This window comes from Pseudocolwellia sp. G5-9 (assembly GCF_055808995.1).
Window position 1 is genome coordinate 898,058 of record NZ_CM147893.1, and the last position, 13,452, is coordinate 911,509.

The window sequence follows — 13,452 nt, forward strand, 5'->3', positions numbered from 1 at the left end:
TTATAAAGGCGAACTTATGTTCGCCTTACTTGTCTTTACAACTAGTATTGTCAAAAAACTAAATGGAAATGCAATGAAAAACACTCTTTTAACCATACTCGCCTTATCATTGTTAACAAGCTGTAGTAGTAAATTTGATACAAGTACAAATTTAGATGCTGAAAACTTTACTAACTACTTTGCGCCATCAAAAGTTAAAATCTATGCGTCTGCTGCTGATATTACTGGTCCACATAAATACCTAGGTGTAGTTGAAGGTGAAGATTGTCAACTTAAAGCACATCATGCAAAACCAAACGAAATTATTGCACGCACAGACGCGAGAAAAAAAGCCAGTGAACTAAAAGCTAACGCAATTGTATTCAGTGGTTGCACTATGCTTACTGGTGGCAGTACAGCAAAACAATGTATTGCTACAACAGTTTGTTATGGACAAGCTTATTACTTAAAACCTACTTCTACGAATTAAAAACATGCCAGACAGCATAGCGTTAAATTACATTGGCAAGGTTTCCTCTCCTTATAAAGAAAAGTTTGCTATACCTCGACAACCCGGTTTAGTCAATTCGGCTAAAGGGAGTATTACGCTTTTAGGCGATGCAAATACCGTAGAACTTGTTCGGGGATTAGAAGCTTTCAGTCATATATGGGTGATATTTGTTTTTCATGGCACACAAGCTCAAGGCTGGAAATCTTTAGTGAGACCACCACGCTTGGGCGGTAATGCTAAAATAGGCGCTTTGGCTACACGCTCTACTTTCAGGCCTAATCCTATTGGTATGTCTGTTGTTAAACTCGACAGCATTGAAGTAATTAATAATCCAGAAAACACCACACAAGCTAAAAGCGTCATACTGAATATCTCAGGACTCGACTTATTAGACGGCACTCCTGTTCTCGATATAAAACCTTACATTCCTTATTCTGACGCTATTGTTGACGCGCAGGCAAGTTACGCACAAGAAACACCTAAAAAAACAATTTCTATTAGCTTTAATGATGAGGCTAAACACTCCCTACAAATTTTAAACAAAAAGTACCCAGAACTAGAAACATTTATACGCCAGATACTAGAACAAGATCCGAGACCTGCTTATAAACAAAATAAGAAAGATGACAAAATATATGGCATGGCGCTTTATAACTTAAATATTCAATGGCAGTTCGTGTCTTTATACGACATTAGCGTAACGAGTATTAGCCATAAACATGATGAAGCTTAAAATCCCCCCAATCTATTAAACAACCAAACTCACCTACTTTCTTAAAAGGATATTTACGGAAATACAATCAGAAAAATGCTAATAACTGATAAGGAAAAACCACACATTATTCAATTTTTTACTGTTAAGAATATCAATAATTTGAGTAATAAACATAAAAGTAGAAGTGGTTTTATAAAGAAAAACATTATTATATACATATATGTTTTAATTTATATTCATAATAACGGTATTTTATAAACCACTATATACATAGTGATTTAAATTGGGTATAAACATTAGGTTGTAATAGTACAGTCATAAAAATGAAGTATTATATTCACATAGAAATTCATTATTTGAGTAAGACTCTTTTGGTGAATAAACATAATAATAAATTTATGTAATACAAATTCTGTTAATAAACAGCGCTATTTTAATAATAAAAATAACCAATAAAATTAATGGAATAGGTATAAGTCCTGTTTTGAATTATAAATAGGCAAACAAACAACAGTAAAATCTAAGGTTGATTTAAAACAAATATTATTTGTAATAAATTAGCCATAATGATTTCTTATAATCGAACTAATGAAATAACTTAAGGGATTTTTAAATGTCTTCATCTCGAATGAGAAATGCACAACACAAAGCATTTATTCCATCGTCTGCTCGTGAGAACCAGTATTTATTAGCTAAGTTTTATGTAACCGATGAACTTATTGCTAAATTTTCTGATGCGTCAGAGAAAGATTCAGATCAACCTTACTTGTCTTTTTATAAAAAACTTTCAAAAATCTTTTTTGATATTAACGAAGAATTACACATTGAAAGTGGTCAATTTGTCGGTAACGATAAATTTACTCGTGTACGATTTAGCCCTGAAAAGATAACAGCGCAAACTAATCAACAAATACTATTTTTATATAACTCATTATATCACCAAAGTGAGCATGCTTATTTCGATGGTAGTAAAAGAGCGAAAAAAATAACATTAGTATTTTTATCGAATGGTTCAGATATTCGTCAAGATTCGGCTAAATTCCATAGAAAAGTATTAAAAGCAGTAACCCAATTTGCAGAAAAAACGGGAATTGGAAAAGAGCAATTCCGCGTATGTGATCACCAGCACTTAACCTTTGATCTTTTCTCTAAAGAAAAAGGCGACGAAGGCTTACAAGTACACAAGCTTAGACCATTAAGTAAAAGATATTTAACTGATGACGTTGTGCTACCTGAAAACGATAGCGCATTAACTTACGCTGTAGCAGATATTCGCTTTAACCGTAGAATTAAGCAACTGGTTGATAAAAAAGAATTAGATAATGAAAACTATAACGCACTTTATAGCTTAATTGCTGATGCATTTATAAGCTCAGCTAAACAGTTTAATTTAAACAACGGGGCTGTAATTGCCAATGGTTTAGTACCAATTGTAAGAGTTACAGATGAAGAGTTTGTTGCTACAAATGGTGAACTCATTAACTTAGGCTACAATCCTGAACATGATGCGTGTGGTTATACTTGTAAGTGGAATGCTGACAAACTGGTTGATAAAATTCAATTTGTATTTGTTGCCACTAAAGCAGACAGAACGTCTCACGGTTATGGTAAGTTTTTAAACCAAGTTGAAGATACACTAGAACTCTTAGCAAAAAAATTAGACTTTGTTAAAGATAAAGAACAACTTATTGTTCGTATCCATCAACATGTTGGTTTTAATTACTAGTCATTCATACTAGATTTGAACAAAACGCCATTTAATTTTTAAATGGCGTTTTTTTATATTAAATTTTTACCTTACAGCCCAATATTTTACTTCCTGATCATCTAAATAAGCTTCTGCATTTTCGCCTTGTAATAAAGATAATGTTGCTAAAATACCTGCCTGTACACATTGCTCGGAAGAAACTGTGATTGATCGAGGAGCATTAATAATTGACCAACCCGTTTTAGCATTAAGAATATGGCTATAACGCACACCATCTTTTAATAAAAAACGCTTAGCATTACCACTGGTTGCTAATGCGCCTTGATATAGCGAAACCACCATATTAGTTTTATTCTCAAAACCGGGATGTTCGACACCAATAACCCAAGGCTTATTATTCTCTCTCGGTTTTGTAGCAGCTAAGTCTCCCCCCAAATTAATTAAAATAGGATATTCTGTTATTTCTTTAGCTAAAAGAATACAACGATCTACTGCGTATTCTTTACCTATACCACCAAAATCAATCTCCATGCCGTTTGGCAACGTAATAGCTTGTTGACTAACCTTAACTTTATTCCAACCAATAAAAGGTAAAATAGCTTCAACCTGTGCTTTATCAGGAATATTATCACTGCCATTGAATGTCCATACTTTACGTAAAATACCTGATGTAATATCAAATAACCCATCACTCAGTTCGTAACAAACATGAGCAAAGTTCAGCAATAAATATGTTTCTTGATCAATTGACACAGTTTGCCCTTTACTATTATTAATAAGGCTACAAACACTACGAGAGTCGTATCGGCTGTATTTGTCTTCAATTCTCCAAACTTCATCGGTGATCACTTTTGCTAATTTATTCACCAATTCATCTATTTTTTTAGATGTATGTAATGCACTAGGAATTTCCATTAATACTTCACAAGGACTTGCCATTGCAGAAAACAAAAGTCGATATTCGTTTTTATCTTTTTCAATAATAAATTTTCTAGAATTTTGCACGTTATGTTTACTCACATAAAAATAAAAACCACACGTTACGCGTTACAATAAAAATATCACCGTGTCAGTAAATCACTATTGTTCATTAAAAGCTTGCACACTATCAAATTCAACAGAAAAACGTTCAATAATATTTTTCCCTTGGGGGGTATCTAATATAACTTCAAATAATATTATCCAACGCATGTTCTCTTCACTGCAACTTCCCAGCATAGTATTCGCCACATAACGCATTTTTTGCCCTTGGTAATAAGGCTCATTTTCCGCTAACTTAAGTTCAAAAAATAAAGGGATTTTCCCCATAAACATATTTTTCCCTTCCATGTAAGCAGATACTTTTTGAATCGAGTATTTGCTTTCTGAAATCAAAACAATATCGAAAGGGTTTTCGGTAACTACAGGTTCAATATTAAATAAAACAGAAAAATTACCTGAAGGTGATTTGATCAAACAAGGTGTTTGAGTTGAAATACACTTAAGTTCTCTCATCTCTATTTTTGCTTTTTTATTTTGTTCACAACCAAAAAAACAAAATACGAGAAATACTAATACAAATGGAATTGTTTTAATTTTAATCAAAATTCTTACTACTTATTATCACTATAATTAATAATTTACGCTATTTTAGCCTTGTTTTTAATCGTCAATCGTTTTTTTTATGATTTAGAACAATATTTCAACCTTTGAGTAATGACATTAGTCGATTAAATGTCTATCATTTCGCCCAGTTTTCTATGGATTGTGTAAATTCTCATTTCTAGTCTATAAATACTAGTTAGAAGTACGTAATATTTTATTTATACATGATAAGAAACGTCAAAATAATTAATAATTTAAATGTGGAACCAAAACATGAGTCAAAGTAATACGTCGACAGTTGATTACAACATGAATGTTGTTCGTCAATTTACTGTTATGACTGTCATCTGGGGATTCGTAGGTACATTAATAGGTGTTCTTATCGCTGCGCAATTAATTTGGCCAGCTTTAAATTTTGAGACGCCTTGGCTTACATACTCCCGTTTACGCCCTCTTCATACCAATGCTGTAATTTTTGCATTTGGTACTAGCGCCTTATTTGCCACTTCGTATTACGTAGTGCAGAGAACCTGTAAAGTAGCCTTATTTGGTGGAAAACTTGTACCTTTTACTTTTTGGGGCTGGCAAGCAGTTATTATATTAGCCATTATTACTTTACCTATGGGTTACACCAGTAGTAAAGAATATGCCGAATTAGAATGGCCGATTGATATTTTAATTGCTGTTGTTTGGGTTTCGTATGCCACTGTATTTTTCGGTACGGTAGTTAAACGAACAACGTCTCATATTTATGTAGCTAACTGGTTTTTTGGTGGTTTCATATTAACAGTTGCTGTTTTACATATTGGTAACAGCATGGTTATTCCTGTATCCATGATGAAATCTTATTCCATATACTCTGGTGCTATCGATGCGATGATGCAATGGTGGTACGGACATAATGCCGTTGGATTCTTATTAACCGCTGGTTTCCTAGGTATGATGTACTACTTTGTTCCTAAACAAGCTGAGCGTCCTGTTTATTCTTACCGTTTATCTATCGTGCATTTTTGGGCTTTAGTTTCGTTATATATTTGGGCTGGTCCACATCATCTTCATTACACAGCTTTACCTGATTGGGCTCAATCAGTTGGTATGGTTATGTCTATCGTTTTATTCTTACCTTCATGGGGTGGAATGATAAACGGTATTATGACGTTATCAGGCGCGTGGCATAAACTTCGTCACGATCCTATTCTTCGTTTCTTAATTGTTTCATTATCTTTCTACGGTATGTCTACGTTTGAAGGTCCTATGATGGCAATTAAATCAGTTAACGCACTTTCTCATTACACCGACTGGACTATAGGCCACGTACATTCAGGTGCTTTAGGCTGGGTTGCTATGGTATCTATTGGTGCTATGTATCACCTAATTCCAGTGTTATTTAATCAAGGCCGTATGTACAGTATTCGTTTAATCAACATTCATTTCTGGATGCACACTACAGGTATTGTTCTTTATATTGTAGCTATGTGGATTTCTGGTGTAATGCAAGGCTTGATGTGGCGTGCTGTAAATGCTGACGGTACATTGACGTATAGTTTTGTTGAAAGCTTAACCGCTTCATACCCATTCTACTTTATTCGTTTTGTTGGCGGTGTTTTAGTGGTAGCAGGTTTTGGTTTAATGATTTTCAACATGATTAAAACAATCTACGCACCAGATAACAGTCTTAAAAAAATAGAAATGGCATAAGGAGGCAGTAATGAAAAACAAACATGAAAGTTTAGAAAAAAACGTTGGTCGCTTCTTTATCTTCACTATTATGGCAATTAGTATCGGTGGTCTAGTTGAAATCACACCGTTATTTTTCCAAAAAGCGACAACAACACCTGTTGATAACTTAAGAGCTTATACTGCGCTTGAAATGGAAGGTAGAGACATTTACATCCGTGAAGGTTGTAACGTATGTCATAGCCAAATGATCCGCCCTCTTCGTGCAGAAACAGAACGTTACGGACATTATTCTGTTGCAGGTGAATCTGTATGGGAACATCCATTTTTATGGGGTTCAAAAAGAACAGGACCAGATCTAGCTCGTGTTGGTCAACGTTATAGTGATGACTGGCACAAAGCGCATTTAATTGATCCTCGTTCAGTTGTTCCAGAATCAAACATGCCAAGCTTTAAATGGTTAGATGAAAATTACTTAGATGGTAATTTAACCGCTAAAAAATTAGAAACATTTAACTTTTTAACAAGAAACCGTAGCCATAAAGATGAAAATGGTAATGCTATTCCTCTTTATACTCCTGAAGAAATAGCCAATGCGAAAGCGGCTGTTAAAGGCAAAAAAGAGATAGATGCACTTGTTGCGTATCTTCAATCTCTTGGCCATGCGTTGAGATAATAGTATGGATTACGGAACGCTTCGAGGGGCTTTTGCCCTACTAATTTTGGCACTATTTATCATCATAGTGGTTTGGTCTTACAGCAAAAAAAGGAAATCAGCATTTGATGATGCTGCAAATTCTATTTTTGAAGAAGACGACGTAAAAACAAATGTATCGAACCAAAATGTTGAAAGTAAACAAGCAGGAGACAAAAACTAATGTCTAGCTTTTGGAGTATATGGGTTACAGTTCTTTCCCTAGGCACGTTGGTATTTATGTACCTTATTTTACGTATGTGTTTAAAGAACTTTGCTGGTGTTCCTGAAGGTGAGTCAATGGGACACACTTTTGATGGCATCGAAGAATTAAACAACCCTCTTCCTAAATGGTGGAGTACATTTTTCTTAGCTACCATTATTTGGGGCTTTGGCTACTTACTTCTTTACCCTGGGTTAGGGAATTGGGAAGGTTTATTAGGCTGGAAAAGCTCTAACCAAGGCATATTAAACCTAGAAGAATCTAAAGCTAAAACAGCTGAATATTTAAAAGAAGGTTCAAACGTTTTAGTACAATACGATCGTGAAATACATGCTGCTGATGAAAAATATGGTCCTATTTTTGAAGCTTACGCTGCGCGCAGCATTGAAGAGCTAGCTGCTGATAAAGAAGCATTAAAAGTTGGACAACGTTTATTTTTACAAAACTGTTCACAATGTCATGGTTCTGATGCTCGTGGTACAACAGGCTTTCCTAATCTAGCAGATAAAGACTGGTTATACGGTGGCTCACCGGAAGCAATTAAAACCACTATTTTACACGGTAGAAAAGCTAACGGTATGATGGCATGGGAAACAGCTCTTGGCGGCGATAAAGGCGTTAAAGAAGTTGCTGCTTATGTAATGAGTTTAAGTGGCAGAGAAGTTGACCCTACCCTTGCTTCAGCAGGTAAACCTAAGTTTCAAATGTGTGCGGCTTGTCATGGCCCTGAAGGTAAAGGTAGTTTAGCTATGGGAATACCATTAGGCGCACCTAACCTTACTGACAATATCTGGTTATATGGCGGCTCTCAGCGTGTTATAGAACAATCTATTAAAAATGGCCGAGCAGGTGTTATGCCAGCTTGGGTTAATATTTTAGGTGAAGAAAAAGTTCACGTAATTAGCGCTTATGTTTATAGTTTATCTCAAGACTAGTTAACAATATCCATCATTTGAAATAAATACAGTTTATTTCACTAAAAACGCTTAATGTTCTGCATTAGGCGTTTTTTATTACCCTTCTCTTTCTCATGCTTTTCTTTATTTTTCTAATATTAATAGATGTTCTAAACTGGGTTTAAGAGATACTTAGCGGATTGAAATATAAAAATAATTTTATTTAGCCTTTAGCTTTATAGTTTTTCTTAATTCAAGGCAAATTTCGCGTCAACAACTGGTCTATTGCAAGTAAATTTAACGTAGAAATTAGGGGAAATAGCTGCTAGAGAAGCATTTGTTAAGTAGAGCTTTTAAATGAATTGGCTAACATTCATTAACCCGAGATGAAGTTAAATACTCTTAACAAGAAAGAATGTAATGAAGAAAAGTGCATACGAATAACACAATTCAAAAGAGAGTTAGGCTTTAGTAGGAATGTATATCGAAGGAATGAGAATAGGTGTTAAGAGTGAAAAATACTCAAAGCTTCTACTAAGTTGAAACTTTGAGTATGGATGTAAAGATAATTAATCTTGATTTTCAGGGTAACCTGATGGCCAAACAACAGGTACATTATCAAATAACGTTCTAATTTCTTTAACTAAAGCTTGGTTTATCGGCTTTTCTGCCCATTCAATGTTTTTAACAATATTAACAGGGTTGGCTGTTCCAACTAAAGTTGATGATATTGCAGGATGGTCTATCGCGTATTGCAAAGCAACTTCTGTAATGTCTACACCTTGGCTTTGACAAAGTTTTACGGCCTTTTGACAAGCAGCAAGCAATTGTTGATTACCTGGATGCCACTCTGGCGCACCTCGATTTGTTAATAACCCCATACCGGTAGGTGAAGCATTAATGATACCTACACCTTTTTCTTCAAGTGAAGGAATGATATTAGCTAAAGAATTATCGTACAAAGCATAACGGCAATAAGTAAGAATACAATCAATATCGGCCTGTTTAATGGTTTCAGAAAACATTTTTAACGGGTAGCCGGTTACACCAATATAACGTACTTTGCCTTCTTGCTTTAATGCTTGTAAGCAAGGTAAAGCTTCATTAAATATTTGTTCTAAATTACCGAATTCTATGTCATGTAAAAATAAAATATCTACGCCATCAACACCTAAACGACTTAAGCTTTCATCTAAACTGTTTCTTATTCTTTTTTCAGAAAAATCAAAATCAGCATATTCAGCGCCATAGCGTCCTGCTTTGGTCGATAAAATATATTTATCGCGTGGTATACCTTTTAATGCTTTTCCTAAAACAGTTTCAGCCTTAGTTAAACCATAATACGGTGAAACATCAATCAAGTTAACGCCCATATCAATTGCCGTATGAACAGTTCTGATCCCATCGTCTTCACTAATATCTCTAAAAACACTACCTAAAGGTGAGGCGCCGTAACTTAAACGTGAAACGTTAAGATCAGTTTTACCTAGTTTTCTATATTCCATAATAATTTCCTACGTTATTCGATAAAAGGCTAACGCATTATTACCGAAAACGTCTTCAAAATTGTCTGGATAGTTCACCAAAACAAAGTCTTCAATAATTTGTTTAATTTGGGCATATTCACCAGCAAGTAAACACACCGGCCAATCAGATCCAAACATGACACGTTTAACACCAAAAGCATTAAAAACTACCTCAAGGTATTGAGTAAAGTCTTCTGCTTTCCAGTTGTGTATATCAGCTTCAGTTACCATGCCCGACACTTTGCAATATACATTAGGCTTTTCCGCCAATTTAAACATGGCTTCCTTCCATTGCTCAAAGCCTTCTCTAGCTAAAATAGCAGGTTTAGCAATGTGGTCTATAACAAAGTTTAATGTTTGAAATTGATTAACTAATTCAATAGTTTGAGGGAGTTGATTAGCAAACACTAAAAGGTCATAGGTATACCCTTTTTCTTCAAGAATTTTCAAACCGTTAATAAATTCAGTTGTAAGCATAAAATCACTATGCTCACCTTGAAGTACATGCCTAAAACCTTTAAGAACAGTAAAGTCTGTATATTGTTCTAATTGTTCAGCTAAATCAAAACTGCGTAAATCAATCCAACCCACAACAGCTTTTATAATATGACTTTGTTTAGAGAGTTCAATTAACCATTGCGTTTCATGAGTTGTTTGCCTTGCTTGTACAACAATACAACCGTCAATATTATTTTCGTTTAAAATAGGAGATAAATCTGAAGGTAAAAAATTATGTTTTAATACCAGCTCTGAATCACCTATCCAATCATACTCTTCAGGGCTGTACTGCCAAAAATGCTGATGTGCGTCTATTCTCATAGTTAATCTATTAATCCATCTCGACAACGGCTTTAATAACACCGCTATCTGGTTTTACCCAGTCATCAAATATTGATAAAAAGTCACTAAATTTAGCCGTGTGTGTTACAAACGACCCACTTTTTGCTTTACCATTTTTTAAGCAAGCTACAACATGTTCAAAATCTTCTAAGGTTGCATTTCTACTACCCAGTAACGTGGTTTCACGTTTATGAAATTCTGGGTCTTCAAAGGTTATAGGCGATTTAATTACACTAACAAATACAATACGCCCACCATGAGCTAAATTAGTAAAAGTAGACTCCATCGCTTTAGCATTACCCGTACAATCTATAATAACCGTAGGGAATTGGCCATCAGTTAAATCGCTAAGTTGTTGAGTTACGTCACCGAGTGCATTCACGGTACCGTCAATCCCATACTCTTTTACACAAAAATCTAATTTATCTTGCATAACATCAGAAACAAACACTTTTGCTCCTGCTATTTTAGAAAATTGAAGTGCACCAATACCAATGGGCCCAGCACCTAACACTAAAACAGTATCTTGCTCGTTTATTTGTGCTCTTTTAACAGCATGAGCCCCTATAGCTAAACACTCTATTAATGCCATATCGTTAAAGCTTACACCTTCAGTAACAACCACAGCAGACTCAGGAACAGCAATATATTCACACATTCCACCGTCACGATGAACACCTACAACTTCAATATTTGTACAACAATTTGGTTTGTTATTACGACAAGCAATACATTCACCACAATGTAAGTAAGGAATGATATAAACAGATGAACCTAAAGGTATATCAACACCGCTGCCTACTTCATCAATAATACCTGATAATTCATGCCCTAATATTCGAGGATAACTAAAAAAAGGTTGATTACCACCGTATGCATGTATATCCGTGCCACAAATGCCAATAGATTTAATCCTAACAAGCACCTCCCCTTTTTTAGGAACAGGCTTGTCCAAAGTCTTTGACTCTAAAATTCCAGGCTCTACACATATTATTGTTCTCATAATCGAACAAACTCCAAATAAACAAGTGGTTTTATATTTGATTTTATTCTACCACCATATTTACAAAAATATACTTATTTTTTGAATATGAATGCACAACTTCATATTTAAGTTATCTTTATGAAATACTAAAGATGAGTATAAACAAGCGTATTTAACGGAACTTTAATGAGGTAATGTTCCATTAAAGGTATTGCATTCATTATAAAAATTGGTATATTTTTTAATAGATGTAATAATTAAATGTTATAAATTTACCTAAAATACCGATTAAATGCAGATTCAATCATTTAAATTTAAATAATTGATTAATAAAACTAACAAGGATTGTATTAATAAATAGGAAAACAGCATGAAACAAAACGCTCTAACCACTAATAAAATGATGCAATTAGCCACTCTAGTTTGTGCTTCATTGTCATTTCAAAGTTTAGCTTTCAATGACGACCCATTAACAACTTATATAAAAGACGGTCAATTTGTTGGTAAATGGAAAGGAAATTTAAGTAATGGTCTAAATTGGAATATCCCTTTGGTCAATCAAACCGGAGAGACAGAACGTGGTAATTTGGTTGTTGCTCCAGCGACAAAAAATAAAGAAAATGACGCTCTACACTTGAAATGGAAAGGAAAAACAGTAAAAAATCAGTGGGGTGGTAATTTACTTAACGACTCAAATTTCACTATCACTAAAAACATGATCAATATTGCATCTGTTGAAAACCAAGCGGCATTAATGATTGAACTAAAAGTAAACCGATCTGCAAAAGATAACACAACCATATCAATGCAATGTAATTACTCTAATAAATGCCTAGGCAAATTTCCGGTTAAGGCTATTATTAATAGATTACCAAAAGATGAATGGACACAACTCCCTATCCCATTAAATTGCTTTAATAAAGACGGTAATTTTGACTTTAGCAAAGTAACCTCAATATTTTCAATCGGAACTGAAGGTAAATTAGATATTGAAATTGCTAATATTAGTTTAGTTGCACTACCAGCAGGTAACAAAGGATGTAAAGCGGATTAAAACAAAAAAGCCATCACTTTGAGGTGATGGCTTTTCTTATATTTTTCTACCTATACCCGTTAGATAATTTATATCTTAACTATAATGATCTTCAACTAAATCTTACGAACAATACCATAGGTTAATGCTTTAGAAAGCTCCTCAGCAGCATGCTTTAATTCTTCAATCACTTGATCAATATTCATTGATTCTGGTATCCGCTGAATAAAAGGTATAGTCAGTGTTGCCACAGCATGATCATTATCTATAATAGGAAATGAAATATCCGTTACACCTTGAACATAAGCACTATCGCCCTTAAAGTAACCTTGCTTACTTACTTTTTTACAATCATTAACAAAGTGTTTAATTTCATCTTCAGAATGATGTTTATTTAAACGCTTAAACATTGATTCTTTTTTATCCGGATTTTGAAAGGCAAATAATATTCTACCTGATGCTGAAAATAAAATAGGTCTTCTGTAACCTACCCTAACGGAATAAGACATAACACTAGGCGTTTCAACTCTTGAAATAACAACAATCTGCTCTTGCGACTCTACAGCTATATGACAAGACATTGCTGTTTTTTCAGCCAAATCACGCATAATAGGTTGAGCATATTCTAAAATATCTTTAATAGGTTCATGTTCCGTACCTAATTGAAGCAATTTACGAGTAACTTGGTACCCGTCAACATCTTCACTTTTTTCAATATACCCACGTTGTTCTAGTACGAGGATCATACGATATATTTCAGCATTTGAACGACCTAATATTTCAGCAATAGCTGACGTACTATAAGCTGTAGAATCTTTAGATAGTAACTCTAGAATATCTAAGCCTTTTTCTAAAGCCGGTGCTGAATATTTTTTTACAGGTTTGGCATCCATAAAATTTTACCTATTTTGAATTAAAGACTTAAACTAAGCCTATAAAATATAATGTCTACTTTCTGATAAACTAATTTACTCTGCATTAAGTAGCGATGTATTATCTGTTATTATTATTGTTTATCCATGAATATTAACACCTTAATACCCCTTCTCCAATAATAAAAAAGCTTTAAAACGTGTTTTTT

14 protein-coding genes are annotated in these 13,452 nt (G+C 34.1%); 8 read left to right on the forward strand and 6 right to left on the reverse strand.

Annotated features, from left to right (window positions below; all coding sequences use genetic code 11):
• The first annotated feature begins 73 nt into the window (after window positions 1–73).
• From rcsF to AC0L5Q_RS03885, 3 genes are all read left to right on the forward strand, one after another.
• The gene (rcsF, locus tag AC0L5Q_RS03875; protein ID WP_441004050.1) at window positions 74–469 is read left to right on the forward strand and encodes an Rcs stress response system protein RcsF; all 396 of its coding nucleotides are present in this window, start codon (window positions 74–76) and stop codon (window positions 467–469) included.
• A gap of 4 nt (window positions 470–473) precedes the next feature.
• Window positions 474–1,223 (forward strand): tRNA (N6-threonylcarbamoyladenosine(37)-N6)-methyltransferase TrmO, encoded by a 750-nt coding sequence (tsaA, locus tag AC0L5Q_RS03880; protein WP_473614390.1) that lies wholly within the window; start codon window positions 474–476, stop codon window positions 1,221–1,223.
• A gap of 595 nt (window positions 1,224–1,818) precedes the next feature.
• The gene (locus AC0L5Q_RS03885; protein WP_473614391.1) at window positions 1,819–2,931 is read left to right on the forward strand and encodes a DUF3083 family protein; all 1,113 of its coding nucleotides are present in this window, start codon (window positions 1,819–1,821) and stop codon (window positions 2,929–2,931) included.
• A gap of 66 nt (window positions 2,932–2,997) precedes the next feature.
• On the opposite strand, the gene AC0L5Q_RS03890 is transcribed toward AC0L5Q_RS03885, so the two are convergent.
• Window positions 2,998–3,918: an FAD:protein FMN transferase gene (locus AC0L5Q_RS03890; protein WP_473614392.1), complete on the reverse strand. Its 921-nt coding sequence runs from the start codon at window positions 3,916–3,918 to the stop codon at window positions 2,998–3,000.
• 75 nt (window positions 3,919–3,993) lie between these two features.
• Window positions 3,994–4,497: a hypothetical protein gene (locus AC0L5Q_RS03895; protein ID WP_473614393.1), complete on the reverse strand. Its 504-nt coding sequence runs from the start codon at window positions 4,495–4,497 to the stop codon at window positions 3,994–3,996.
• A gap of 273 nt (window positions 4,498–4,770) precedes the next feature.
• Between AC0L5Q_RS03895 and ccoN the strand changes: the two genes are divergently transcribed.
• Genes ccoN through ccoP form a run of 4 tightly spaced genes read left to right on the forward strand, consistent with a single transcriptional unit; the run spans window position 4,771 to window position 8,026 of the window.
• Window positions 4,771–6,195, forward strand: coding sequence for a cytochrome-c oxidase, cbb3-type subunit I (ccoN, locus tag AC0L5Q_RS03900; protein ID WP_077341785.1), 1,425 nt, complete (start codon window positions 4,771–4,773; stop codon window positions 6,193–6,195).
• 10 nt (window positions 6,196–6,205) lie between these two features.
• Window positions 6,206–6,850: a cytochrome-c oxidase, cbb3-type subunit II gene (ccoO, locus tag AC0L5Q_RS03905; protein ID WP_076419112.1), complete on the forward strand. Its 645-nt coding sequence runs from the start codon at window positions 6,206–6,208 to the stop codon at window positions 6,848–6,850.
• Between the two features lie 4 nt (window positions 6,851–6,854).
• Window positions 6,855–7,052, forward strand: a complete 198-nt coding sequence (locus AC0L5Q_RS03910) for a cbb3-type cytochrome oxidase subunit 3 (RefSeq protein ID WP_077341783.1) — start codon at window positions 6,855–6,857, stop codon at window positions 7,050–7,052.
• A complete protein-coding gene (gene ccoP / locus AC0L5Q_RS03915) occupies window positions 7,052–8,026 on the forward strand; it encodes a cytochrome-c oxidase, cbb3-type subunit III (protein ID WP_473614394.1) in 975 nt (324 codons plus the stop codon). Before AC0L5Q_RS03910 ends, ccoP begins: the two co-directional genes overlap by 1 nt.
• Before the next feature lie 530 nt (window positions 8,027–8,556).
• Here ccoP and AC0L5Q_RS03920 read toward each other — a convergent pair.
• From AC0L5Q_RS03920 to AC0L5Q_RS03930, 3 genes are read right to left on the reverse strand one after another with little or no spacing between them, the layout of a single operon-like run.
• Window positions 8,557–9,492: an aldo/keto reductase gene (locus AC0L5Q_RS03920; RefSeq protein WP_473614395.1), complete on the reverse strand. Its 936-nt coding sequence runs from the start codon at window positions 9,490–9,492 to the stop codon at window positions 8,557–8,559.
• A 9-nt stretch (window positions 9,493–9,501) separates the two neighbouring features.
• Window positions 9,502–10,332, reverse strand: coding sequence for an amidohydrolase family protein (locus tag AC0L5Q_RS03925; protein WP_473614396.1), 831 nt, complete (start codon window positions 10,330–10,332; stop codon window positions 9,502–9,504).
• A 10-nt stretch (window positions 10,333–10,342) separates the two neighbouring features.
• Complete coding sequence (locus AC0L5Q_RS03930) at window positions 10,343–11,356, reverse strand: zinc-binding alcohol dehydrogenase family protein (RefSeq protein ID WP_473614397.1); 1,014 nt, start codon at window positions 11,354–11,356, stop codon at window positions 10,343–10,345.
• A gap of 352 nt (window positions 11,357–11,708) precedes the next feature.
• On the opposite strand from AC0L5Q_RS03930, the gene AC0L5Q_RS03935 reads away from it, so the two are divergent.
• The gene (locus AC0L5Q_RS03935) at window positions 11,709–12,392 is read left to right on the forward strand and encodes a putative glycoside hydrolase (protein WP_473614398.1); all 684 of its coding nucleotides are present in this window, start codon (window positions 11,709–11,711) and stop codon (window positions 12,390–12,392) included.
• A 95-nt stretch (window positions 12,393–12,487) separates the two neighbouring features.
• Here AC0L5Q_RS03935 and AC0L5Q_RS03940 read toward each other — a convergent pair whose 3' ends face one another.
• Entirely contained in the window at window positions 12,488–13,264 is a 777-nt protein-coding gene (locus tag AC0L5Q_RS03940) for an IclR family transcriptional regulator (protein ID WP_473614399.1), read from the reverse strand.
• Window positions 13,265–13,452 lie beyond the last annotated feature (188 nt).

Coding starts and splice junctions, on each gene's coding strand:
- rcsF (WP_441004050.1), top strand. CDS start 74: ATGAAAAACACTCTTTTAACCATACTCGCCTTATCATTGTTAACAAGC.
- tsaA (WP_473614390.1), top strand. CDS start 474: ATGCCAGACAGCATAGCGTTAAATTACATTGGCAAGGTTTCCTCTCCT.
- AC0L5Q_RS03885 (WP_473614391.1), top strand. CDS start 1,819: ATGTCTTCATCTCGAATGAGAAATGCACAACACAAAGCATTTATTCCA.
- ccoN (WP_077341785.1), top strand. CDS start 4,771: ATGAGTCAAAGTAATACGTCGACAGTTGATTACAACATGAATGTTGTT.
- ccoO (WP_076419112.1), top strand. CDS start 6,206: ATGAAAAACAAACATGAAAGTTTAGAAAAAAACGTTGGTCGCTTCTTT.
- AC0L5Q_RS03910 (WP_077341783.1), top strand. CDS start 6,855: ATGGATTACGGAACGCTTCGAGGGGCTTTTGCCCTACTAATTTTGGCA.
- ccoP (WP_473614394.1), top strand. CDS start 7,052: ATGTCTAGCTTTTGGAGTATATGGGTTACAGTTCTTTCCCTAGGCACG.
- AC0L5Q_RS03920 (WP_473614395.1), bottom strand. CDS start 9,492: ATGGAATATAGAAAACTAGGTAAAACTGATCTTAACGTTTCACGTTTA.
- AC0L5Q_RS03925 (WP_473614396.1), bottom strand. CDS start 10,332: ATGAGAATAGACGCACATCAGCATTTTTGGCAGTACAGCCCTGAAGAG.
- AC0L5Q_RS03930 (WP_473614397.1), bottom strand. CDS start 11,356: ATGAGAACAATAATATGTGTAGAGCCTGGAATTTTAGAGTCAAAGACT.
- AC0L5Q_RS03935 (WP_473614398.1), top strand. CDS start 11,709: ATGAAACAAAACGCTCTAACCACTAATAAAATGATGCAATTAGCCACT.
- AC0L5Q_RS03940 (WP_473614399.1), bottom strand. CDS start 13,264: ATGGATGCCAAACCTGTAAAAAAATATTCAGCACCGGCTTTAGAAAAA.